At 69.6% G+C, this 22,137-nt stretch carries 19 protein-coding genes; 6 read left to right on the top strand and 13 right to left on the bottom strand.

Annotated features, from left to right (window positions below):
* Positions 1-338: 338 nt before the first annotated feature.
* The 3 genes from WJM96_RS18615 to WJM96_RS18605 form a co-directional block, all read right to left on the bottom strand.
* Positions 339-1,316: a tripartite tricarboxylate transporter substrate-binding protein gene (locus tag WJM96_RS18615; RefSeq protein ID WP_424814033.1), complete on the bottom strand. Its 978-nt coding sequence runs from the start codon at positions 1,314-1,316 to the stop codon at positions 339-341.
* 76 nt (positions 1,317-1,392) lie between these two features.
* Positions 1,393-2,358, bottom strand: a complete 966-nt coding sequence (locus WJM96_RS18610) for a tripartite tricarboxylate transporter substrate binding protein (protein WP_424814032.1) — start codon at positions 2,356-2,358, stop codon at positions 1,393-1,395.
* Positions 2,359-2,423: 65 nt separating this feature from the next.
* The gene (locus WJM96_RS18605) at positions 2,424-3,284 is read right to left on the bottom strand and encodes a LysR substrate-binding domain-containing protein (RefSeq protein WP_424814031.1); all 861 of its coding nucleotides are present in this window, start codon (positions 3,282-3,284) and stop codon (positions 2,424-2,426) included.
* A gap of 131 nt (positions 3,285-3,415) precedes the next feature.
* Between WJM96_RS18605 and WJM96_RS18600 the strand changes: the two genes are divergently transcribed.
* Positions 3,416-3,640, top strand: a complete 225-nt coding sequence (locus WJM96_RS18600; protein WP_424814030.1) for a DUF1127 domain-containing protein — start codon at positions 3,416-3,418, stop codon at positions 3,638-3,640.
* On the opposite strand, the gene WJM96_RS18595 is transcribed toward WJM96_RS18600, so the two are convergent.
* Positions 3,637-4,323 carry a S1 family peptidase gene (locus WJM96_RS18595; protein WP_424814029.1) on the bottom strand — a complete coding sequence of 229 codons (687 nt, stop codon included), beginning with the start codon at positions 4,321-4,323 and terminating at the stop codon, positions 3,637-3,639. The two genes, WJM96_RS18600 and WJM96_RS18595, sit on opposite strands and share 4 nt — an antisense overlap.
* A 166-nt stretch (positions 4,324-4,489) precedes the next feature.
* Between WJM96_RS18595 and WJM96_RS18590 the strand changes: the two genes are divergently transcribed.
* From WJM96_RS18590 to WJM96_RS18580, 3 genes are read left to right on the top strand one after another with little or no spacing between them, the layout of a single operon-like run.
* Positions 4,490-5,212 (top strand): ImuA family protein, encoded by a 723-nt coding sequence (locus WJM96_RS18590; protein WP_424814028.1) that lies wholly within the window; start codon positions 4,490-4,492, stop codon positions 5,210-5,212.
* Complete coding sequence (locus WJM96_RS18585) at positions 5,212-6,561, top strand: hypothetical protein (RefSeq protein WP_424814027.1); 1,350 nt, start codon at positions 5,212-5,214, stop codon at positions 6,559-6,561. The genes WJM96_RS18590 and WJM96_RS18585 overlap by 1 nt, the downstream gene beginning before the upstream one ends.
* Positions 6,558-9,785, top strand: coding sequence for an error-prone DNA polymerase (locus tag WJM96_RS18580; protein ID WP_424814026.1), 3,228 nt, complete (start codon positions 6,558-6,560; stop codon positions 9,783-9,785). Before WJM96_RS18585 ends, WJM96_RS18580 begins: the two co-directional genes overlap by 4 nt.
* Positions 9,786-9,836: 51 nt before the next feature.
* Here WJM96_RS18580 and ltnD read toward each other — a convergent pair whose 3' ends face one another.
* Positions 9,837-10,748, bottom strand: coding sequence for an L-threonate dehydrogenase (ltnD, locus tag WJM96_RS18575; protein WP_424814044.1), 912 nt, complete (start codon positions 10,746-10,748; stop codon positions 9,837-9,839).
* 69 nt (positions 10,749-10,817) lie between these two features.
* Here ltnD and WJM96_RS18570 point away from each other — a divergent pair, with 69 nt between their 5' ends.
* Positions 10,818-11,501 carry a hypothetical protein gene (locus tag WJM96_RS18570; RefSeq protein ID WP_424814025.1) on the top strand — a complete coding sequence of 228 codons (684 nt, stop codon included), beginning with the start codon at positions 10,818-10,820 and terminating at the stop codon, positions 11,499-11,501.
* A gap of 2 nt (positions 11,502-11,503) precedes the next feature.
* Here the strand turns inward: WJM96_RS18570 and WJM96_RS18565 are convergent, their stop codons facing one another.
* The 6 genes from WJM96_RS18565 to WJM96_RS18540 all read right to left on the bottom strand — a co-directional run bounded on the left by WJM96_RS18565 (position 11,504) and on the right by WJM96_RS18540 (position 17,576).
* Entirely contained in the window at positions 11,504-12,478 is a 975-nt protein-coding gene (locus WJM96_RS18565; RefSeq protein WP_424814024.1) for a Bug family tripartite tricarboxylate transporter substrate binding protein, read from the bottom strand.
* Between the two features lie 52 nt (positions 12,479-12,530).
* Complete coding sequence (locus WJM96_RS18560) at positions 12,531-13,520, bottom strand: ABC transporter ATP-binding protein (protein ID WP_424814023.1); 990 nt, start codon at positions 13,518-13,520, stop codon at positions 12,531-12,533.
* Positions 13,517-14,485: an ABC transporter ATP-binding protein gene (locus WJM96_RS18555; protein ID WP_424814022.1), complete on the bottom strand. Its 969-nt coding sequence runs from the start codon at positions 14,483-14,485 to the stop codon at positions 13,517-13,519. Before WJM96_RS18555 ends, WJM96_RS18560 begins: the two co-directional genes overlap by 4 nt.
* Positions 14,485-15,387 carry an ABC transporter permease gene (locus WJM96_RS18550; protein ID WP_424814021.1) on the bottom strand — a complete coding sequence of 301 codons (903 nt, stop codon included), beginning with the start codon at positions 15,385-15,387 and terminating at the stop codon, positions 14,485-14,487. The genes WJM96_RS18555 and WJM96_RS18550 overlap by 1 nt, the downstream gene beginning before the upstream one ends.
* Position 15,388: 1 nt before the next feature.
* Complete coding sequence (locus WJM96_RS18545; RefSeq protein WP_424814020.1) at positions 15,389-16,369, bottom strand: ABC transporter permease; 981 nt, start codon at positions 16,367-16,369, stop codon at positions 15,389-15,391.
* A 130-nt stretch (positions 16,370-16,499) separates the two neighbouring features.
* Positions 16,500-17,576, bottom strand: a complete 1,077-nt coding sequence (locus WJM96_RS18540; protein WP_424814019.1) for an AI-2E family transporter — start codon at positions 17,574-17,576, stop codon at positions 16,500-16,502.
* Between WJM96_RS18540 and WJM96_RS18535 the strand changes: the two genes are divergently transcribed.
* Positions 17,575-18,279: a DsbA family oxidoreductase gene (locus WJM96_RS18535; protein ID WP_424814018.1), complete on the top strand. Its 705-nt coding sequence runs from the start codon at positions 17,575-17,577 to the stop codon at positions 18,277-18,279. The two genes, WJM96_RS18540 and WJM96_RS18535, sit on opposite strands and share 2 nt — an antisense overlap.
* Positions 18,280-18,357: 78 nt before the next feature.
* Here WJM96_RS18535 and mfd read toward each other — a convergent pair whose 3' ends face one another.
* Complete coding sequence (mfd, locus tag WJM96_RS18530) at positions 18,358-21,813, bottom strand: transcription-repair coupling factor (protein ID WP_424814017.1); 3,456 nt, start codon at positions 21,811-21,813, stop codon at positions 18,358-18,360.
* Positions 21,810-22,091: a succinate dehydrogenase assembly factor 2 gene (locus tag WJM96_RS18525; protein ID WP_424814016.1), complete on the bottom strand. Its 282-nt coding sequence runs from the start codon at positions 22,089-22,091 to the stop codon at positions 21,810-21,812. Before WJM96_RS18525 ends, mfd begins: the two co-directional genes overlap by 4 nt.
* Positions 22,092-22,137: the final 46 nt, after the last annotated feature.

The following is a 22,137-nucleotide window of genomic DNA, read 5'->3' as shown; positions in this document are numbered from 1 at the left end:
GCCCAGCGCCAACCACGCATCCCAATCCCCTCAAAAGGACCAGCTCATACGCATTCACTGCACAACAGATACAATTGTCAAAACAACGTATACCGTCCCAGCCGGAGACCGTCTGGACCGATATACCCCCGCCCTTTCGAGTGGGTCGCGGATTCGACCGCGAAGGGAATTCAACTTAAGCGCTCAGCGCTCAGTCGTCAAGTCCTTCAGACGAACCGCGCCACCGAACTCGTCGGCGGTGGGGGGCTTCTATGGGGTCCTCATGGAACTGTAAAGCGGCATCTGGGAGATCCGGCGCATGAGCCCCATGCGCCGGACAAGGGTTGAACGATTCGCGCTCAGCTATCGGCGCGAATCCCGTTGTCCTGGATGACGCGGCCCCATTTCGCGATCTCGCTCTCGATGAAGCGGCCGCATTCCTGGGGCGTGCTTGCCACGATGTCGCAGCCCTGCTCCTCGATCTTGGCCTTCACTTCAGGCTCGTTCAGCACGCGCACCATGGCTTCGTTCATCTGGCGCACCAGCGTATCCGGCGTACCGGCGCGACCCAGCATCGCCCACCAGGTCGGCGCCTCGAAGCCGGCGAAACCCTGCGAGGCGAATGTCGGACAGCCCGGCACGTGGCGGGTCTCCGTGGCCGTCGTCACGCCGAGCGGCCGCAGGATTCCGTTGCGGATATGCTGGCTCACGATCACGACGTTGGTCATGAACAGCGGCACATGGCCCGCGACCGCGTCCTGCACGGCCGGCCCGCCGCCGCGATAAGGCACGTGAGTCATGCGGAAGCCGCCCTGCTGCTGCAGAAGCGTCGTCGAGACATGGGCGAGCCCGCCCACGCCCGAGGTCGCGTAGTTCAGCGCATCAGGCGCCGCCTTCGCCGCGGCCACGACCTCCTGGAAGGTCCGATAGGGCGTGGACTGATGCGCCACCATCGCCAGCGGTCCCGAGGCCGCGTGGCAGACGGGAACGAAGGCCTCCATCGTCTTGAACGGGAGGCGCATCACCGTCTCGTTGGTGGCCTGGGTATCGTAGACGAAGGTCCAGGTGCTGCCATCGGCCGGCGCCCGCGCCGCCTCGATCGCACCCGTGGCGCCCGAGGCGCCGCCCCGGTTGTCGATGACGATCGCGCGGCCCAGGACCTCGGCCAGGCGCGGCTGGAACAGGCGCGCGATGGTGTCGGTCGACCCGCCCGGCGGCCAGGGCACGATCAGCCGCAGCGGACGGTCCGGAAAGCCCGCGCCCAGCGGCTGCGCCCGAAGGACGGTCGGCGCGGCCAAGGCCGCGCCCGTGAAACTCAGAAATCGGCGACGGTCCATGACGGCGTCACTCCCTGCTCTCGTAAGGACGTTTGCGGCGACCTTTGCGGCAGGGAGCCCGCTTGGCAAGTCCGTATCAGCTTTCCGCGCGGATGTTGTTGGCGCGGATCACCTCGCCCCACTTCGCGATCTCGCCACGGATGAAGGCTTCCGTCTCGGCCGGGCTGCTGGCGACGATCTCCGCTCCCTGCTCCGCCATGCGGGCCTGGATCGGCGCCTCGCCCAACACTTGGCGCAACGCCTGCTGCATGCGCTCGTTGATCGCGGGCGGAATGCCGGCAGGGCCGACCATCACCCAGTAGGTCAGCGCCTCGAAGCCCGGGAAGCCCTGCGCGGCGAAGGGCTGCACGCCCGGCAGGAAGCGACTCGGCGCCGCGGAGGAGACGCCGAGCGGGATCAGCTTCCCCTCCCGGATGTGCTGCAGGATGATCACGATGTTCGACATGAACAGCGGCACGTGCCCGGCGAGCGCGTCCTGCAGGGCCGGTCCGCCACCGCGATAGGGCACGTGCACCAGCTTGAAGTCGCCGCGCTGCTGCAGCAGCACCGTCGAGACATGCGCGAGCGAGCCCACGCCCGTCGTCGCGTAGCTCAGCGTCTCCGGCGCCGCCTTCGCCGCGGCGATGAGCTGCGGCAGCGTGCGGAAGGGCGTCGAGGGATGCGCCGTCAGCGCATACGGACAAGTGCCGAGAACCGAGCAGAAGGTGAAGGCCTCCATCACCCGGTAAGGCAGGTTCATCAACGTTTCGTTGGACGCGAGCGTGTCGTTCGCCAGCAACCAAGTGTATCCGTCAGGCGCCGAGCGCGCGGTCTCGCTGGAGCCCACAGAGCCCGAAGCGCCCGCGCGATTGTCCACGATGATGGGCCGGCCCAGGATCTCCTGCAGGCGCGGCTGCACGATGCGAGCGACCGTGTCGTTCGACCCGCCGGGCGGATAGGGCACGATGATCCGGATCGGCCGGTCGGGCCATGCCTGTGCCAGCGCGGGCGCGGCAAGGGCGGGAACGGCAAGCAGCGAGCCGAGAGCGGTCCGGCGGTGCATCTGAGTTTCTTCCCTACTGGTCCGCGGCACCTCACCACGGCCTTGCCCGCAAGCTCAAGGGGCTGTCAGCGCGGCTCGGCGAAACCTTGGCGGATGGCCTCGGCCAGCGCCTCGCCGCCCGGCGAAAGCGGCATCTCGCCGGTCGCGAGCAGGATGCCCATGTCGCCCATCGGGGGCAGGCCATCCTCCTCGTCCAGCCAGACGAGTCCCGGCGGCAGGCGCGTGGGCGTCGAGATGGTGATGGCGAGGCCGGCCATGGCCACGGCGAAGCAGCCGGATTGCGTGGTGCTGTTGTAGGTGACCCTGACGCGCCGGCCGTTGCGGCCCAGCGCCTCCAGCGCCGCGCGCCGCCAGGTGCAGCCCGGATGCGCGGTGGCGAGCGGCAGCGGGTCGCGCTTGTGCAGCAGCCCGCCCTGCGGGCCGACCCAGCGCAGCGGGCCGCGCCAGACCTCGTCGCCCGAGCGGCCATGGCCCTCGGTCAGCAGCGCCATGTCGAGATGGCCGTGCGACAGGCGCTGCACCAGCTCCTCCGAGCTCATGCACAGCACGTCCACCTCCATGCCCGGATGCGTCTTGCCGAACCGGGCCAGGATGCCCGGCAGCCATTGCAGCGCGTAGTCGTCGGGCGTGCCGAGCCGCACCTGGCCGGTCAGCGGCGCGGCGCGGAAGGTGGCGATGATCTCCTCGTTGAGCGCGAGAAGCGTCCGCGCGCGCTCCAGCAGCCAGACGCCCTTGTAGGTGGGCTCGAGGCCGCGGGCTCCGCGGCGGAGCAGCGGCTCGCCCAGGACTTCCTCGAGGCGGCGCATCTGCATGGAGACGGCGGATTGCGTTCGCCCCACCCTTTCGGCCGTCCGGGTGACGCTCTCGCCCTCGGCGATGAGGACGAAGCTGCGGAGGAGCTCAGGGTCGAGACCGGCAGGGAGCATGGCCCATTCACTATCACGAAAACTGATGCGTGGGGTCAAGATTAGTCGTTGGAGTGATGATTCCAAGCCTGCGACTGTTCCCCCGGCTCCAGGAATGGCGCTGCACCCAGATCGAAAGAGGATCAGATCAAATGTCCGCCCGGCTCTTCCCCGCCTCCCCCGCTCTCGCGATCGAGCAGGTCCAGGTTCGTGGGTCCTTCTGGCTGGATCATCTCGCGAGCTTCTGGCGCGCCTATCAGACGCGCCAGCATCTCGCCGCGCTCGATGAGCACATGCTGCGAGATGTCGGGCTGACGCCGGGCCAGGCGCGACGCGAAGTCGATCGCAAACCCTGGGACATTCAACAGGGCTGTTAAGGCAGAGGCGGGGCGATCCGCCTCGCCTCCTCTATCGCCTCGCGTATGTCGAGGATGAAGACCTGGCGCCGGCCGCCATCCGCGAGCCCCGCCAGGTCGACTCCCGTGACCATCGCCAGCAGCTGGTCCTCGCCCCCTCCGGGCAGGGCGGTGGTGAGGCCGGTGACCCGGCCCTCCCGATCGACGACCGGCCCACCCGAGAATCCCATCAGGGCTCCGAGACGCGCGGTGAAGCCGGGGCCGAAGCGGCGCATCCGGACCCAGGGGCGCTCCACGCGGCCTGGCGCCAGCCCCCTGCCCAGCCCTTCCGGCCCCAGCGCCCAGACGGGATCCCCCGCCTCCGGAAAGTCGGGTGCGAGGTGGGCGGGGCGCAGAAAGCCCTCGGGCATCCGCAGCAGTGCCAGGTCCATCGCGGGCGACGACGCGACCAGCCACCCTTCTGTCTCGACCCCGTCGGCCGCCCGGCGTAGCAGGACCTGTCCGCCGGCCTGGCGCATCACATGCGCGTTGGTCAGGAGAAGCGTGCCTCCCACCGCGACGCCCGCGCCCACCGGTGCACCATGGGCGTGCAGGCTGGCCAGGCTCTCCCGGGCGACCCGGGCCGCCGGCGTGCCCGCCGCCTGCTCGACGGGCAGCGGCGCACAGGCGGCGAGAAGCGCCAGGAAGATCAGGAAAATGGGCATGGAAGCCTCCGTTCCGGGGAGCGGGAGGGAGGCTGACGCGGGTGGATGAAGGAATGCTTGCTTGACCGGAGGCGGTCCCCGGACTAGAACATAACAAGAACATTTTGTCCGCCAAGACATGACACTCCCCGACGACATCCCCCGGCAAGACCCCCCTCAGGATCCCATGGACAGAGCCGCCCTGCTGGCCGGTCTCCGGGCCCGAATCGCCCGGTTCGATCCGGGCCTCGCCAGCGGGGAAGGCCGCGCCACCCTCCCGCTGTCGCCCGAGTTGGACGCCCACCTGCCATGGAACGGCTTGCCGCTGGCCGGGATGCACGAGGTGCTGGCGGCCGATCCGGGTGCGGCCATGGGCTTCTCCGCCCTCATGCTGGCCCGCGCGCAGGCCGCCTTGCCCGGACGAACCATCCTCTGGATCGCCCCGGAGCCCGATGCCTATCCGCCCGGCCTCGCGCAGCTTGGCCTCTCGGCGGCCAGCCTCGTGCTGGTGCGCGCCGCCCGCCCGGCCGACGCGCTCTGGGCCGCCGAGGAGGGGCTGCGCTGCCCGGCCATCGCGGCGGCCCTGCTCTTCGGTGCCACCCCGGACCTCACCGCCGCGCGCCGCCTGCAATTGGCCGCCGAGACGGGGGGCGGGATCGGCCTGCTGCTGCGGCCGGACGACGAAAGCCCCGGCCCCACCGCCGCCCTCACCCGCTGGCGCATCTCGGCGCGCGCCGCCTCCAACGCGACGCCCCACCATCTGGGCGACCCGGCCTGGGAGATCGCGCTGCTGCGGGCCCGCGGCGGGCGGCCCGGCGCCTGGGCGGGTGAATGGGACGCGGCGCGCGGCACCCTCACCACCCTGGCTCCCGCCGAGGCCGGGACGGGGGCGAAGCGGAAGCGCGCCTGATGGGCAGCCGGCGCTTCGCCCGCACGCCCAGCCTGCCCCTCTTCGCGGACGGGCTGCCCTGCGCGGCACCGCCGCTGCCCGAGGCCGAATGCCAGGCCAAATCCGGCGATCGCCGCTTCCTGATGCTGCACGGAGAGGGATTGGCCGCCGAGCGCCCGGCCGTCTGGGCCCTGCGCTTCTCGCCGCTCGTCGGCATCTGGGGCGAGGAAGGGCTGCTCATAGAAACCACTGGCCTGCCCGAGCGCGAGCCCGATCTGCTGCGCCGCGTGCTGGCCGCCTTCTCCGCAGCGGGCGCCCCCGCGCGCGGCCTGCTGGGTGCCGCCCCGGCCGCCCTCGCCGCCTTTCTCCGCGCCGGAACGCGCCCGCAGGTGCTGGCGCCCCGGCAGGAGGCCGCCACCCTGCCCCGCCTGCCCGTCACCGCCCTCGCCCTGCCGCCGGAAATGATCACGGCCCTGCACCGCATGGGCCTACGCGACGTGGCAGCGCTGGAGGCGCAGCCGCGCGGCCCCCTCGCCCGCCGGTTCGGCCGCGCCATCGCCGAGGAACTGTCGGCCCTGCGCGGCCGCATCGCGCCTTTCACCCCCATCCGTCCGCCGCCCCGGCATCATCAGGCGCGCGAATACCTCTCACCCCTCTGCACCGCCCCGGCGCTGGAGCGGGCCATCGCCGCTCTCGCCGACCGGCTCTGCACGGGCCTCCTGGAATCCGGCGAGGGCGTGCGGGCGCTGCGCCTCACGGCCTTCCGGGGCGATGGCTCCTGGCAGGAGCTTCGCCAGGGCCTGGGCCAGGCGAGCCGCGACCCCGCGCATCTGCGCCGCCTGCTGGACCGCCGCGTGGAGGAGCTGCGCCCCGAGCTCGGCTTCGAGAAGCTGATCCTGGCCGCCGAGGTGGCGGAGGCGCTGAACGCCCGCCAGGCTGCCCTGCCCGGCGAGGAGGTACCGGCGGAGAGTTTGTCCGAAATGCTCGATCGCCTCGCGCAGCGGGTGCGAATCTGGCGGCTGGCCCCGCAGGAATCCCACTGGCCGGAGCGCGCGGCGGCACGCGCGGATGCCTTCGGGCCGGTCGGCGAGGCGCCCGCCGCGCCGCGCCCGCTGCGCCTGCTGCGCCGGCCCATCCCGGTAAAGGCCAGCGCCCTTCTCCCGGACGACCCGCCCTTCCAGGTCACGCTCGGCCAGCGCGTCGAGCGCGTGATCTCCGCCGAGGGGCCGGAGCGCATCGAGCCCGAATGGTGGCGCGCGCCGGAAGACCGGCCGCCGCGCGACTATTATCGCCTGCAGCTCGCCTCGGGCGCGCGCTGGTGGGTCTGCCGGCGTGGCGAGCGCTGGTTCATCCACGGGCACCTGCCATGAGCGTGATCCGCCTGCCCCAGGGGCCGCCGCGCCCGCCACGGGAACCGGCGCAACGCGCGGCGGTCTTCGGCGAGCTGGGCGCGCTGTCCAACTTCACCTTCCTCGAGGGCGCCTCGCACCCGCATGAGCTCGCGATGACGGCTGCGCTGCACGGGCATCGCGTGCTCGGCATCGCGGATCGCAACTCCGTGGCGGGGCTGGTCCGGGGCTGGGTGGCTTGTCAGGAGGCCGGGCTGCGCTTCCTCGCGGGCGTGCGGCTCTGCCTGACGGATGGCAGCGAATACCTCGCCTGGCCGACCGATCGCGCCGCCTGGGGCCGCCTCTGCCTTCTGCTCTCGACGGCGCGCATGGAGGCACCCAAAGGCGAATGCCCCATCACGCCCGAGCAGATGTACGCCGCCATGGAGGGCCAGGTGCTCGCGCGCATGGCACCCGCGATGCCCGACGCCGCCTTCGCCCAGCGCCATGCGCGCGAGGCGCGGATGCTGCGCGAACGCCTCGCGATGCCGCTGCTGCTCGCCGCGCAGACCCGCGCGCGCGGCGCCGACCGGCACTGGCTGGACCTGCTGTCGCAGGTGCCCGAGGCACGGCTGATCGCGGCCGGGGGCGTGCGTTACCACGTATCGGACCGCCGGCGGCTCGCGGATGTGCTGAGCGCCATCCGCCTCGGCTGCACGGTGGACGAGCTCGGCCTCGCCGCCGAGCCCAATGGGGAAGCGTGCCTCAAGCCCGAGATGGAGATGCGCCGCCTCTTCAGGGAACATGAGGAAGCGGTGGACCGCGTGGCCGAGGTGGTGGCGGCGTGCCGCTTCGACATGAAGCAGCTTCACTACGAATATCCGGAGGAGATCCTCGACCCCGGCCGGACGCCGCAGGAGACGCTGGAGGCGCGCGTCCGCGAAGCCGCGCCGCGAATGTGGCCCGGCGGCGTGCCGGAGCGTGTGCAGGCGCAGCTCGACAAGGAGCTCGCGGTCATCGGGAAGCTGAAATACGCGTCCTACTTCCTGACGGTCAGCGAGATCGTTCGCTACGCCAGAAGCAAGGATATCCTTTGCCAGGGCCGTGGTTCGGCCGCGAATTCCGCGGTCTGCTATGCGCTCGGCGTCACCTCCCTCAATCCCGATACCTACCAGCTCCTCTTCGAGCGCTTCATCAGCGAGGAGCGTGGCGAGCCGCCCGATATCGACGTGGATTTCGAGCATGAGCGGCGCGAGGAGGTGATCCAGCACATCTACCAGCATTACGGCCGCCACCGCGCCGCCATCGCCGCGACCGTCATCCGCTACCGCAGCCGCAGCGCGATCCGAGAGGTCGGCAAGGCGCTGGGCATCGAGGAGGAAGCCACCGCCTTCATGGCAAAGGCCAAGGGTTCCCCCGGCAATGAAGGAACCTGGGAGCATATCGCCGAGGCCCGCGGACTCGACCCCACGGATCAGCGCGTAAAGCTGGCCTGCGAGCTGGCCGAGGAGATCTACAATTTCCCTCGCCACCTCGCGACGCATGTGGGCGGCTTCGTCCTCACGCGCGGTCCGCTTACCGAGTTCTGCGTCGTCACCCGCGCGGCGATGGAGGACCGCCACACCATCGAGTGGGACAAGGACGACATCGACGCGATGAAGATGCTGAAGGTCGATGTCCTCGGCCTCGGCATGCTGAGCTGCATCCGGCGCGCGCTGAAGCTCATCGGGTTCCAGGCGATGACGGAAATCGAGCCCGAGGATCCAGACACCTACGAGATGCTGTGCCGTGGCGAGAGTCTGGGTGTTTTCCAGGTGGAGAGCCGCGCGCAGATGAACATGCTGCCGCGCCTCAAGCCGCGCAGATTCTACGACCTGGTGGTGGAGGTCGCGATCGTGCGTCCCGGCCCCATCCAGGGCGACATGGTGCACCCCTATCTGCGCCGCCGGAACGGCGAGGAGCCGATCGACACGCCCGAGGGCCTGCAGGAGGTTCTGAAGGAGACGATGGGCGTGCCGATCTTCCAGGAGCAGGCCATGCGCATCGCCATGGTCGGCGCCGGCTTTTCCGGAACGCGCGCCGACGAGCTGCGCCGCGCCATGGCCACCTTCAAGCACACGGGCGATGTGCCGAAGTTCAAGCCGGACTTCATGGAGGGCATGAGGAAGAACGGCTACGACCAGGACTTCGCCGAGCGCTGCTTCAAGCAACTCGAGGGCTTCAGCTCCTACGGCTTTCCGGAATCCCACGCGGCCAGCTTCGCGCTGCTCGTCTACATCTCCGCCTGGCTGAAGTGCCACCGCACCGCGGCGTTCACCTGCGCGCTGCTGAACAGCCAGCCGATGGGATTCTACTCGCCCGCGCAGATCGTCCGCGATGCGCGCGACAATCATGTGAAGGTCCGTCCCATCGACGTGACGGTCAGCGAATGGGATTCCACGCAGGAGGAGCTGGCGGGCTCGGACGCCCCATTGGGACACAAGCTTCGCCACGCGCTGCGTCTGGGCCTGCGCCTTATCAGCGGACTGTCGGAGGATGCCGCAAACCGCATCATAGCCGCGCGTCCCTTCGCCGATCTCCGCGACATGGTGCTGCGCGCGAAACTGGACCGCCGCAGCGTGGAGCGGCTTGCGGAGGCCGATGCGCTGCGCGGGCTCGGCCTCAACCGGCGGGAGGCGATGTGGGAGGCCGCCGCCGTGGAGCGCGAAATGCCGCTGGACGCCCCCGTCGCGGAACCCGCCTCATCCCTGCCGGGCGCCACGGCGGGCGAGCAGGTGGTGCTGGACTACACCGCCACCGGCCTCAGCCTGCGCCAGCATCCGCTGACCCTGCTCCGGCCGCAGCTGCGGAAGCTGCGCGCCGTCAGCACCGCCGAATTCGGCCGCGCGCGCGATCATGCCTGGCTGCGTGTGGCGGGGCTCGTGCTGGTGCGGCAGCATCCAGGCAGCGCCAAGGGCGTGATCTTCTTTACCATCGAGGACGAGCATGGCGTCGCCAACCTCGTGCTCTTCCGCCACGTCTCGCGGAAGTACCGCGCCGAGGTGGTGAGCTCTCGTCTCGTCATCGCGGAGGGCCGGCTGGAGCGCGCGGAGAAGGGCCACCACGTGCCCATCCTGCACCTCGTGGTCCATAAGCTGGAGGACCATTCCGACTTGCTGCACACCCTGCACGGCCTCGATCTCGACCCATGGAACCGCGTGATCGCGCCGGCGGACGAGATCCTGCACGGGCCGGGGCTGCGCCAGCCGAGCCGGGACTTTCACTAGAGCAGATCCCGCTCGGGCGGATCGTGCCATCGGGTGAAGATGCTCGCCCAGCTAGTCGGGCTTGCGCGCCTCCGCCCCGCCATCCTCGCCGGGCAGCGCGAAGCCGGCGACGGCCTGCCAGACGCGCAGCACGAAGGCGTCGTCCCGTCCACCCTGGCCGATCGCGCGCTGCGCCACGAAGAGCTGCAGCGCCTGGGCGGCGAGCGGCACGGGCAGCGAGGCCTCGCGCGCCATGGCCTCCACGAGGCCGAGATCCTTCACGAAGATGTCGCCCGCCGAGAGCGGCGTGTCGTCGCCTGCCAGCACATGCGCCATGCGGTTCTTGAACATCCAGGACGCGCCCGCCGCGCCGTTGACCACCTGGTAGACCGTGTGCGGATCGAGCCCCGCGCGCAGCGCCAGCGCCATGGCCTCGGCCGCGGCCGCGATGTGCACGCCGGCCAGCAGCTGATGCACCACCTTCATAGCAGCGCCCTGCCCCGGCTCGGCGCCGAGGTTCCAGACCTGGCCGGCCGCCGCATCCAGCAACGGCTTCGCGGCGGCGAAGGCGGCCTCCGATCCGCTGGCCATCACCGTCATCCGCCCCTCGCGCGCCGCAGCGGCGCCGCCGGACACCGGCGCGTCGAGATAGAGCAGGCCGCGCGCCTCCGCCTCGGCCGCCAGGCGCCGCGCATCGGCCGGCGACATGGTGGCCGAGCAGACCACGACCCCGCCCGGTGCCAGCCGCTGCGCCGCGCCTTGCTCGCCGAACAGCGCGGCCTCGGCCTGGGCGGCATTCACGGTCAGGACCAGCACGGCTTCCTGCCCGGGATCGAGATCGGCGCCGCGCGCCACGGCACGGTTGCCGAAGGCGCGCCGCGCCCCCTCGCTCGGATCGACGCCGGTCACCTCCAGCCCTGCGCGCAGCGCACTCGCCGCCACGCCGCCGCCCATGCTGCCGAGCCCGATCACCGCACACCGCATCGCCATCCCTCCTCGATCCTTCCCCTGGGCTCTTGCTCAGGCCCGCACCCGGATCATAAATTCGTTGGCATGTTCAGGACCCTGGCACTTCCATTCACCCTGACCTGCCTCGTGGCCAGCTTGGCGCCGCTGCCGCTGCTTGCCCAGTCTCGCCCCAGCGCCCCTGGCTCCGGCGGCGTCTTTGTGAGCCGCGAGGGCGGGCGGGCATCGATCGTGGTGACGGGCCGCATCTCTCCGGAAACCGAGACGGCCTTCGCGGCCGCGGTCCGCAGCAACCCCAATGCCCGGGTCGTGCTGAACAGCGCGGGCGGCTCGCTCAATCCGGCCCTCGCCATGGGCCGCCTGATCCATGAGCGGCGGCTGCAGACAGTGGTGCCCGACGGGCGCGGCTGCTTCTCCGCCTGCGGCCTCATCTGGATCGCGGGCGCGGAGCGGCATATCGGCACGGGTGCCCGCATCGGATTCCATGCCGCCTATGTCCCGCAGCAGGGCGGGCCTGGTCAGGTCAGCAGCTCGGGCAATGCCGTGATCGGCGCCTATCTCAGCCGGCTGGGCTTCAACGACAATGCGATCCGCTTCCTGACCGCCGCGCGGCCCGAGCAGATCTCGGTCGTGAAGCCCCAGCAATTCGCTGAGATGGGCGTGACCGTGCGCAACGTGGCCACCCGCATGCCGGACATCCCGGACACGCCGGCGGCGGCGCAGCCCGGCGGCACGGGCAAGTTCATGCCGCCGGACAAGAGGCCGCGATAGTTTCAGCTATCGCCGCTGGCGCCCGTGAGCCGCACCAGCTCTTCCATAAGCACGACGTCCTGGCGCTGCATCTCGGCCATGGCCGCCGCATCGCCGCCGGCCGGGATGTAACCGAGCTGCTCCAACCGCTGCTTAGTGCGCGGGGCGCGGACGGCCTCCGCGATCACGCCCGACATGCGCTGCACGATGGGCTGCGGCAGGCCGGCCGGGCCGAAGATGCCGATCCAGCTGCTGAAATTGTAGCCGGGCACGGTCTCGGCGATGGTCGGCATGTCGGGCAGGCTGGCCACGCGCTCGGGGCGCGTGATGCCCAGCGGGCGCACCTGCTCGGTCCGCACGAAGGGCAGCACCTCCACCATCGGCGCAAAGATGACGTCGAGCCGCCCGGCCACGAGGTCGGCCATGGCCGGCGCGCCGCCGCGATAGGGGACATGGGTGAACTGCACGCCCGCCCGCTGCTCGAACAGCGCGCCGGCGAAGTGCTGCGTGCTGCCCGGGCCGCTGGTGCCCATGTTCAGCTTGCCTGGATTGGCCTTCGCATAGGCGATGAATTCCGCCAGGTTTCGCGCGGGCACGGAGGGATGCACCGCCAGCAGCGCGCCGCCAAGCAGCACCAGCGACACAGGCGTGAAATCGCGCACCACATGGAAGCCCATGTTCCGGAAGAGGAATTGATTGGTGGCATGCGTGCCGACCGAAGCGACGACATAGGTGTAGCCATCGGGGGCGCTGCGGGCGACGAATTCCGAGCCGATATTGCCCGAGGCGCCGACCCGGTTCTCGACCACCACGGGCTGCCCGAGCGGCCCGGAGATCGCCTCGGCGATGACCCGGCCGGAGGTGTCCGTGCTGCCGCCGGGCGCGAAGCCCACGACGAAGCGGACGGGCCGGTCGGGCGTCCATGACGCCTGCGCGTTGGCAATGCTGGGCAAAAGTGGCGCAGCGGCAAGCGCACGCGCGAAATCGCGACGATTCATGGACTTATCCTCCGTTATTGTCCGGAGCATAAGACCAATCTCGGGGGCGAGACTAGACCGCCCGCCCTTCCTCGACCGCATGGCATGCCACCATCGTATCGCCGGCCGGCTTCATCATCGGCACCTCCGCGCGGCAGCGCGCATTGGCGAGCGGACAGCGCGGGTGAAAGGTGCAGCCCGGCGGCGGCGTGATGGGGCTCGGCACCTCGCCGCCCACGGGGATGCGCTGCCGGCCCGTCATGTCGAGGTCCGGGATCGCCTCCATCAGCGCGCGCGTATAAGGGTGGCGCGGAGCCTCGAAGAGCGTCTCGGCCGGTGCGAGCTCGACCAGCTTGCCGAGATACATGACCCCGATCCGGTCGCTGACCTGCCGCACGACGGCGAGGTTATGGCTGATGAAGAGGTAGGTCAGTCCCAGGCGCTGCTGCAGCTCCTTCATCAGATTCAGGATCTGCGCCTGCACCGAAACGTCGAGCGCCGAGGTCGGCTCGTCGCAGACCAGGAATTCCGGGTTGGAGCTCAGCGCGCGCGCGATGGAGATGCGCTGCCGCTGCCCCCCGGAAAACTCGTGCGGGAATTTCTGCCCGTCCAGTGGCGAGAGGCCGACCTGCATCAGCAGCTCGCCCACGCGGGCCTGGATCGCCGCCTTGTCGCGCAGTATATGGAAGGCGCGGATGGGCTCGGAGATAATGTCGGCCACGCGCCAGCGCGGATTCAGCGAGGCGTAGGGATCCTGGAAGATCATCTGCATGCGGCTACGCTGCGTGGAATCCGCGCGCGCTACCTGCAGATCCTGCCCGTCGAAGACCACCTTGCCGAAGGTCGTGCCGTAGAGACCGACGACCAGGCGCGCCACGGTGGATTTGCCGCAGCCGCTCTCGCCCACCAGGCTCAGCGTCGTGCCCTTCGGAATCGCGAAGGACACGCCATCTACCGCGCGCAGCGTGCGCTTGCCCTCGCGGGCGATCAGGCGCTGCAGCGCGGGCCGGGACACGTCGAAATGGCGCGCGATGTTCTGCGCCTCGAGCATCGGGCCGGTCATCGCGCGCCCTCCGCATGGAGCCAGCAGGCGGCTTGCGTGGTGCCCGCATCCATGAGTTCGGGCCGGTCCACGCGGCATCGGTCGAAGACCTGCGGGCAGCGCGGATTGTAGGCGCAGCCCTGGGGAATGGCGGAAAGCCGGGGCATGGCGCCGTCGATCTGCTGCAGCCGCTCCACGCGCCGGTCGAGCGGCGGGATGGAGCCCATCAGGCCCTGTGAATAGGGATGCCGCGGATGCTTCACCAGCTCGCGCACCGGACCGATCTCGCTGACGCGACCCGCATACATGACGGCCACGCGATCGGCGGTCTCGGCGATGACGCCCATGTCGTGCGTCACCAGCATCATCGCCGTGCCCTTTTCGCGGGCCAGCGTCTTCAGCATGGCGATGACCTGCGCCTGAATGGAGACGTCGAGCGCCGTCGTCGGCTCATCGGCCACGATCAGCTTGGGCTCGGCGCAGAGAGCGAGCGCGATGACCACGCGCTGGCGCATGCCGCCCGAGAATTCGTGCGGGTAGCTGTTGATGCGCTCGCGAGCGGCAGGAATTCCCACCAGTTCGAGCCAGCCGATCGCCTTCTCCCGTGCCTCGCCGGGACCGACCGGCAAGTGCGCGGTGATCGTCTCCACCAACTGCCGGCCGATAGTGTAAAGCGGGTTCAGGGTGGTCAGCGGATCCTGGAAGATGGCGCCGATCTGCCGGCCACGGATGCGGCGCATCTTCTCGTAGGGCAGATTGTCGATCCGCCGGCCTTCGAGAAGAATCTGCCCGGCGGCAATGCGTCCCGGCGGCTCCAGCAAACCGATGATGGCGGCACCGGTCATGGACTTTCCGGCGCCGCTCTCTCCCACGACTCCCAGCACCTCGCCGGGCGCGATGTCGAAGGAAACGTCGTCGAGCGCCACCAGCGTGCCGCGCCGCGTCGGGAACTCCACGCGCAGGTTCTTGACTTGCAGCAGCGACATCAGCGGAGCTTCGGGTTGAGGGCGTCGCGCAACCAATCGCCCAGCAGGTTGACGGACAGGACCATCACGATCAGCGCGATGCCCGGGAAGATGGTGATCCACCATTCGCCGCTGAACAGGAAGTCGTTGCCGATCCGGATGAGGGTTCCGAGCGAAGGCTGCGTCGGCGGCACGCCCACGCCGAGGAAGGAGAGCGTCGCCTCCGCCAGGATCGCAAAGCCGAGATTCAGCGTCGCGATGACCAGAACCGGGGACATGACGTTGGGCAGCACGTGGCTTCGCATGATCCGCAGCGGCGAGAGGCCGATGACGCGGGCCGCCTGCACGTACTCCTTGTTGCGCTCCACCAGGGTGGAGCCGCGCACGGTGCGGGCGAATTGCGGCCAGTTCGAAATGCCGATGGCGAAGATCACGACGAAGAGCGCGATCTGGTCATGCACCTCGCGCGGGAGCGCGGCGCGCACGACCCCATCCACCAGAAGGGCCACCAGGATGGAGGGAAAGGTGAGCTGGATATCGGCGATGCGCATCAGCACCGAATCCACTTTGCCGCCCATGTAGCCGGCAGCCAGGCCCACGCAGACGCCGACCACGGTCGAGAAAATCACGGCGCAGAAGCCCACCAGCAGGGAGACGCGCGCCCCGTACATGATGGCCGAGAGCATATCCCGCCCCTGGTCGTCCGTGCCGAGAGGGTACAGCGCATCGCCCTCGGCCTCCCAGGACGGCGGCTTGAAGGCGTCCATGAGCTGAAGGGATGCGAGATCGAAGGGGTTGTGCGGTGCGATCAATGGCGCCAGCAGCGCACCCGCTATGCAGATGAACGCCACGATCGCCGAGGCGACGGTGATGGGCGAGCGCGTGAAGCTCCACCAAAGGTCGGAGTCGAAGAAAGCCCTCATCTCAGTGCCCCCTGCCCCGGCCGATCCGCAGCCGCGGATCCACCGCGTAGTAGAGCAGGTCCACAATCAGGTTGATGGTCACGAAGACCAGCGCGATCATCATGAGGTAGGCCGCCATGACGGGAATGTCGGCCGCGCCGACGCTCTGGATGAAGAGCAGCCCCATGCCTGGCCACTGGAACACCGTCTCGGTCACGATGGCGAAGGCGATGATCGAGCCCAGCTGAAGCCCGGCAATGGTGATCACCGGAACGAGCGTGTTCTTCAGCGCGTGGCCGAAATAGATGGCCCGGTTGGACAGCCCACGCGCCCGCGCGAACTTGATGTAGTCCGTCCGCAGCACCTCCATCATTTCGCTGCGGACGAGGCGCATGATGAGGGTGAGTTGGAACAGGCCCAGGGTGATCGCCGGCAGGATCATCGCCTTGAGGCCCGACACCGTCAGGAAGCCCGAGCTCCACCAGCCCAGCCGCACCACGTCGCCGCGCCCGAAGCTCGGCAGCCAGCCCAGCCAGACGCTGAAGGTGAGGATCAGCAGGATCCCGATCAGGAAGGTCGGCAGCGAGACGCCGATCAGGCTGAAGGTCAGGAAGAAGCGACTCAACCAGGAATGGCGGAAGATGCCGGTGTAGACGCCCATCGGCACGCCCACGCAGAGCGCGATGACGGCGGCGCAGAGCGCCAGTTCCAGCGTCGCCGGGGCGCGCTCGGCGATGAGTTCGGCGACGGGACGGGAAAGCCGGTAGGACAGGCCGAACTCGCCTTGCGCGGCGTTCACGACGAACTTGGCGAACTGCACAAAGAAGGGCTGGTCGAGGCCGAGATCGTGAACCAGGGCCGCGCGCTGCGCTTCGGTGAAATCCTGCCCCAGCATGATCGCCACTGGATCACCGACATAGGTGAACATGGCGAAGCTGATGAAGGAGACGACGAACATCACCGGCAGGGCTTGAAGAATCCGGGAGACGACGAAGGAGAACATCAGCAGGCGCCTCCGGCCCGCTCATCCCCGTCCCGCACATTCCCGACAGCGTCGCGGCATGGCGCCGCGACCTGCGTCAGTCGCCCCATTCTGCTGTCTCCCAGCCCGCCATCCACGGCAGGAATTTTCGCTATACGGGCTCGGAAGGCCGGGTGGAAGCCTCTTGCGGACGCCCGGTCGCCCATTCCTTGATGATCGAGTAGCCCACTGCCAGCAGGACGGGCCCCAGAAACAGGCCCAGGAAGCCAAAAGCGAAGACGCCACCCAGCGCGCCCAGGATCGTGAGCAGCAGCGGGAGGTCGGCGCCCCGGGCGATCAGCCACGGCCGAATGAAGTTGTCGACGGACGAAATGCCCAGTGCGCCATAGGCCAGCATGAAGATGCCCCAGCCGATGCTGCCCGAGGCCAGCAGCCACACCGCGGCCGGTAGCCAGACGAGCGGCGCACCTACCGGCAGGATGGAGATCACGCCCGCGATCACGCCCAGCAGCACCGGTTGCGGCACACCGGCGAGCCAGAGCCCGAAGAAGGTCATGAAACCCTGCACGACGGCGGTGCCGAGCAGCCCATAGACCACGCCCTGGGTGACATTGCCCGTCAACTCCCAGAGGGGAGCCGCGCGAGGCCCTGCCACCTGGCGCACGAGGGAGAAGGTGTGGTCGGCGATGGCGGCGCCGTCCCGATAGATGAAGAAGGCGAGCAGGATCGCGATCAACATCTCCGCGATGCCCGAAAGCAGCGCGAGCAGCATCGAGAGGGCCGTCTGCGCGATGGTTCCCGCATAGGGCCGGACGAAGGTGACGAGGTGGGAGGTGTCTCCCGCAATCACGTTCCACCAGTTGTTCAGATACTCGCCCACGATGGGAATGGTCAGGAAGAAGGCGGAGAGATCCGGCAGGCCCTCGGTGAAGACGCGCTCGATCCAGCCACGAATGTTGTCCACATCCTCCCGGCTGGTCGGGGCGGCGAAGACCAGGGGCAGGCCGATCACCAGGAACTCGACCACCACCATGACCACGGCGGCGGTATTCGGCCCGAGGCGCAGCCGGTCCGTCAGGGCGCGATAGGCGGGCCAGGTGCAGAAGACGAGGATCACCGCCCAGAGCAAGGAGGAGATGAACGGCCTGAGCACGAGAAAGCAGCCCACTGCCAACGCGGCCGCCGCCAGAAGGGCCACGAACCGGGCCACCATTTCCTTCGAATCCATGATCCGCCCTTTGCCCAGGTCCCCGGTAGGGGACTACAATGCCGATGTGAACGTCCTCGCACCACCCCGGCCACGACTTTCCATCGAGGTCGTCTTCGATCTGGTCTGCCCGTGGTGCTACCTCGGCATCCGGCGCCTGCTGCGCGTCCTCGAAGGCCGGCACGACCTGCAGCCGGAGTTGCAGTGGCGCCCCTTCCTGCTGAACCCGGAAATCGCGCCCGGCGGCATTCCCCGGCAGGATTGGCTCACCCGGAAATTCGGCGGCGAGGACCGGGTACGCCGGCTGCACGGGACCATCGCCGAACTCGGCCGCGCCGAGGGAATCGCCTTCCGCTTCGACCTCGTCCGCCGCATCCCCGCGAGCCTGGATGCCCATCGCCTTCTGCGGTGGGCCAGCCGGTACGACCGGGTGGACGCGCTGGTGGAGCGCATCTTCGCCGCCTATTTCTGCGAGGGCCTGGATATCGGCCACCATCCCACCCTCGCCGGCCTTGCGAGCGACCTGGGCTTCGACGGGCCTGAGGCGCTCCGCTTCCTGGGCAGCCCAGGCGAGATCGAGTGGGTGCACCTGGAGAACCTCCGCGCCCACCGCCTCGGCATCAACGGCGTGCCCTGCTTCCTCGTGGAAGGCGAGCACGCCATCGCTGGCGCGCAGGAGCCCGAGGTGCTGGAACGGCTGATCGAGGTCGCCCTGGCGTTCTAACTGTCCTCGAACGCCGGGCGGCGCGTCGCGCTTTGCGACCCCGCTCTCCGGACCTGGCTCGGAGCGCCAGGCTGCCCGTCAGGCCGCCTTGGCCTGCTGCGCGATCTCCAGGAGCTTCGACACCAGCCCGCGCGCCGCCTTCACCCGCGCGTCGAAGGGCAGCTCCCTCAGCAAGGCGAGCTTGTGGTCGGGCCGCAGCGAGATCAGGCCCTTCTGGCTCGACACCCAGGCCACCAGCCCGCCGGGATTGGCGAAGCGGTTCTTGTGGAAGGCGATGATGACGCCCTTCGGCCCCGCATCCACCTTCTCGACCCCCGCCCCACGGCATTGCAGCTTCAGCGCCACGACCTGCAGCAGGTTCTCGACCTCGACCGGGATGGGCCCGAAGCGGTCGGCCAGCTCCGCCGCCATGGCCTCGATCTCCGCCTCTACGGCCAGCGCGCCGATCCGGCGGTAGAGGCCGAGACGGACCGGAAGCTCCTGCACATAGGTCTCGGGGATGAGCACCGGCAGGCCGAGGTTGATCTGCGGCATGAAGGCGCTCTCCGCCTCGCGCCCCTTGCGCGCGCCGGCGCGCAGGTCGGCCACCGCTTCCTCCAGCATCTCCTGGTAGAGCTCGATGCCGACCTCGCGGATCTGGCCCGACTGCTCCTCGCCCAGCAGGTTGCCCGCGCCGCGGATGTCGAGGTCATGGCTGGCCAGAGTGAAGCCGGCGCCGAGGTTGTCCAGCGTCTGCATGACCTCCAGCCGCTTCTGCGCCGTGGGCGAGAGGCGGTGGTGCGGCGGCCAGGTGAGATAGGCATAGCCACGCTGCTTGCCGCGCCCCACGCGCCCGCGCAGCTGATAGAGCTGTCCCAGGCCGAACATGTCCGCGCGATGGATGATGAGCGTGTTCACCGCTGGCATGTCGAGACCGCTCTCGACGATGTTGGTTGCCAGCAGGATATCGTACTTGCCGTCGCCGAACTCGGTCATGATCTGCTCGAGCTCGGTGGGCGCCAGGCGTCCATGCGCCTGGGCGATACGCGCCTCGGGCGCGATCTCCACCAGGCGCTCGGCCATGCGCTGCATATCTTCGATGCGTGGCACGACACAGAAGATCTGGCCGCCCCGGAAGCGCTCGCGTTGCACCGCCTCGCGCAGGACGAGGCCGTCCCACGGCATGATGAAGGTGCGCACCGCGAGGCGATCCACCGGCGGCGTTGCGATTACGCTCATCTCGCGCACGCCGGAGAGGGCCAGCTGCAAGGTGCGGGGGATGGGCGTCGCCGTCAGCGTCAGCACATGCACGCCAGCCTGGAGCTCCTTCAGGCGTTCCTTGTGCTTCACGCCGAAATGCTGCTCCTCGTCCACGATGACGAGGCCGAGATCGGCGAACTGGATCGTCTTGCCCAGCAGCGCGTGGGTGCCGACCACGATGTCGATGGAGCCGTCCGCCACGCCTGCCTTCACGGCCGCGGCCTCCTTGGCGGTCACCATGCGGCTGAGCTGCGCGATCCGCACGGGCATGCCCGCGAAGCGCGCGGTGAAGCTGCGATGATGCTGGCGCGCCAGCAGCGTCGTCGGCACCACCACGGCCACCTGCGCGCCCGACATCGCGACCGTGAAGGCCGCGCGCAGCGCGACCTCCGTCTTGCCGAAGCCGACATCGCCGCAGATCAGCCGGTCCATCGGCTTGCCGAGCGCCAGATCCTCCAGCACGTCGGCGATGGCGCGGAGCTGGTCATCCGTCTCGGAATAGGGGAAGCGGGAACAGAACTCATCCCACGTTCCCTCGGGCGGCGCCATGGTCGGCGCCTCGCGCGTCTGCCGCTCGGCCGCGATGCGGATGAGGGCCGAGGCCATGTCCGCGATGCGCTGCTTCGCCTTGGACTTGCGCGCCTGCCAGGAGGCGCCGCCGAGCTTGTCCAGCGTGACGCCCGCCGTCTCGCTGCCGAAGCGCGAGAGCATCTCGATATTCTCGACAGGGACGAAGAGCTTGTCGCCGCCGTCGTAGATCATCCGCAGGCAGTCATGCGGCGCGGCGCTGACCTCGATGGTCTCCAACCCGTCGTAGCGCCCGATGCCGTGGTCCTGATGGACCAGCAGGTCGCCGACCTCGATCTGCGTGGCGTCGGAGATGAACTGGTCCGCGCGCTTCTTGCGGCGGGGGGGGCGGGCGATGCGCTCGCCCAGCAGGTCCTGCTCCGCCGTGATGGACAGGCCATCCGCCGTGAAGCCCCGCTCCAGGCCCAGGATGCCCACGCCCACCACGCCGGCCGTCAGGCGCTGGAACTGATAGTAGTCGTCCACCGGCTCGGCGGCGACGCGGTTCTCGCGCAGTAGTGTCACCAGCCGCTCGCGCGAGCCGCGCGTCCAGGCGGCCAGCATGGGCTGCCGCCCCCGGCCGCGCTCGGTCTCGGCATGGGCGCCGAAGGCGTGGAAGACATTCTCGCCGGCCTGGCGGATCTCGGTGAAGAGGCGCCCGGCGCGGCCGCCGGCATCGAAGCCGGGCGCGCCCTCAGGCTGGTGGAAGGGGGAAAAGTTGAACCGCTTGCCGCCCGCGAGCATGCGGTCCCAGCCCTTCTGGTCCAGATAGAGCAGCTTGGGCGGCGCCGGGCGGTAAGGAACCTCGCCCTCGCTGATTCGGGCGGGGATGCGGCGGGCCTCGTAGTGGTCCTCGATCATCTCCAGCCGCGCGGCCAGCGCGTCGCGCGCCTGGGCATCCAGGCTGACCGAGGCGCCGGGCAGGTAGTCGAGCAGCGTCTCCATCTTCGCGTGGAAGAGCCCGGCCCAGTGCTCCATGCCCGGATGCCGGCGCCCCGCGCTGATGGAGACGTAGAGCGGGTCCTCGGCGGCCGCATTGCCGAAAAGCTCGCGATAGCCGGTGCGGAAGCGCTCGATGGAATCCGCGTCGAGGAAGACCTCGCCCACGGGCCGCAGCGTCAGGCGGTCGATCGCGGCGCCGCTGCGCTGGGTACCCGTATCCAGGCGGCGGATACTCTCGATCTCGTCGCCGAAGAGGTCCACCCGGACCGGGTCGCTCTCGCCTGAGGGGAAGAGGTCCAGGATGCCGCCGCGAATGGCGTATTCGCCGGGCTCCATCACGGTCCCGGTGCGGCCATAGCCATTGGCATCGAGGAAGCGGGCGATCTCCTCGATATCCGCGCGCCCGCCCTTGCGGAGCAGCAGCGCCGCGCCCCGGAAGGCCTCGCGCGGGGGCACCTTCTGGACCAGCGCGTTCACCGTCGTCAGCACGATGCGCGGGCGAGTGGGCGGCGCCGTCAGCTCGGCCAGGGTGGCGACGCGCTCGGCCACCAGCTCGGGATTCGGCGAGACGCGGTCATAGGGAAGGCAATCCCAGGCCGGCAGGCGGAGCACCTCGGCCTCGGGCATGAAGAAGCCCAGCGCATCGGTCAGCCGCTGCATCCGCGCGTCGTCGCGGCAGACATGAATGACCGGCTCCTGCGTCTCGGCGCGGCGCTGGCGGATGAGGAGGGCGTCGTAACCCTCGGGCGCCCCGTAGACGTCGAGGCCTTGGGAAGGCTCGCTCACGGCAACTCGCCCGGCCGGCCGGAGCGGAGATGATCCGGCAGGCCCGCGCCAGGCTTCATCATCTCGGCCACGATGCGATCCAGCAGCGGGTTCCGCAGGTCAGCGGGCACGGGGTGGCGCCCGGTCAGCCAGTCGGTCAGGTCCACGTCGGGCAGGTCGAGGATGGCTTCGAGCTGGTCCAGCTCCGCCGCCGACATGCCCGCGATGTGGCGGCTCACATAGCCGCCGAGCATCAGGTCGCATTCCTTGGTGCCTCGATGCAGCGCCCGGAACAGCATGCGGCGTTGGCGCGGGGGGAGCCCAAGGGGCTCAGGGGTTTCGTCA

Origin of the sequence: Roseococcus sp. YIM B11640 (assembly GCF_049727625.1) — a bacterium.
Lineage (GTDB): Bacteria > Pseudomonadota > Alphaproteobacteria > Acetobacterales > Acetobacteraceae > Roseococcus.
Note: the sequence above shows the minus strand (reverse complement) of the source record. Positions and strands in the feature narration are given on the sequence as shown.

What these genes read in the sequence shown, in the direction of transcription:
- WJM96_RS18560 (WP_424814023.1), bottom strand. Translation starts at nt 13,520, where the DNA reads ATGACCGGCCCGATGCTCGAGGCGCAGAACATCGCGCGCCATTTCGAC.
- WJM96_RS18570 (WP_424814025.1), top strand. Translation starts at nt 10,818, where the DNA reads ATGTTCAGGACCCTGGCACTTCCATTCACCCTGACCTGCCTCGTGGCC.
- WJM96_RS18545 (WP_424814020.1), bottom strand. Translation starts at nt 16,369, where the DNA reads ATGTTCTCCTTCGTCGTCTCCCGGATTCTTCAAGCCCTGCCGGTGATG.
- WJM96_RS18535 (WP_424814018.1), top strand. Translation starts at nt 17,575, where the DNA reads ATGATCCGCCCTTTGCCCAGGTCCCCGGTAGGGGACTACAATGCCGAT.
- WJM96_RS18555 (WP_424814022.1), bottom strand. Translation starts at nt 14,485, where the DNA reads ATGTCGCTGCTGCAAGTCAAGAACCTGCGCGTGGAGTTCCCGACGCGG.
- WJM96_RS18610 (WP_424814032.1), bottom strand. Translation starts at nt 2,358, where the DNA reads ATGCACCGCCGGACCGCTCTCGGCTCGCTGCTTGCCGTTCCCGCCCTT.
- WJM96_RS18595 (WP_424814029.1), bottom strand. Translation starts at nt 4,323, where the DNA reads ATGCCCATTTTCCTGATCTTCCTGGCGCTTCTCGCCGCCTGTGCGCCG.
- WJM96_RS18585 (WP_424814027.1), top strand. Translation starts at nt 5,212, where the DNA reads ATGGGCAGCCGGCGCTTCGCCCGCACGCCCAGCCTGCCCCTCTTCGCG.
- WJM96_RS18540 (WP_424814019.1), bottom strand. Translation starts at nt 17,576, where the DNA reads ATGGATTCGAAGGAAATGGTGGCCCGGTTCGTGGCCCTTCTGGCGGCG.
- WJM96_RS18565 (WP_424814024.1), bottom strand. Translation starts at nt 12,478, where the DNA reads ATGAATCGTCGCGATTTCGCGCGTGCGCTTGCCGCTGCGCCACTTTTG.
- WJM96_RS18525 (WP_424814016.1), bottom strand. Translation starts at nt 22,091, where the DNA reads ATGCTGTTCCGGGCGCTGCATCGAGGCACCAAGGAATGCGACCTGATG.
- WJM96_RS18590 (WP_424814028.1), top strand. Translation starts at nt 4,490, where the DNA reads ATGGACAGAGCCGCCCTGCTGGCCGGTCTCCGGGCCCGAATCGCCCGG.
- WJM96_RS18580 (WP_424814026.1), top strand. Translation starts at nt 6,558, where the DNA reads ATGAGCGTGATCCGCCTGCCCCAGGGGCCGCCGCGCCCGCCACGGGAA.
- ltnD (WP_424814044.1), bottom strand. Translation starts at nt 10,748, where the DNA reads ATGCGGTGTGCGGTGATCGGGCTCGGCAGCATGGGCGGCGGCGTGGCG.
- WJM96_RS18615 (WP_424814033.1), bottom strand. Translation starts at nt 1,316, where the DNA reads ATGGACCGTCGCCGATTTCTGAGTTTCACGGGCGCGGCCTTGGCCGCG.
- WJM96_RS18600 (WP_424814030.1), top strand. Translation starts at nt 3,416, where the DNA reads ATGTCCGCCCGGCTCTTCCCCGCCTCCCCCGCTCTCGCGATCGAGCAG.
- WJM96_RS18550 (WP_424814021.1), bottom strand. Translation starts at nt 15,387, where the DNA reads ATGAGGGCTTTCTTCGACTCCGACCTTTGGTGGAGCTTCACGCGCTCG.
- WJM96_RS18605 (WP_424814031.1), bottom strand. Translation starts at nt 3,284, where the DNA reads ATGCTCCCTGCCGGTCTCGACCCTGAGCTCCTCCGCAGCTTCGTCCTC.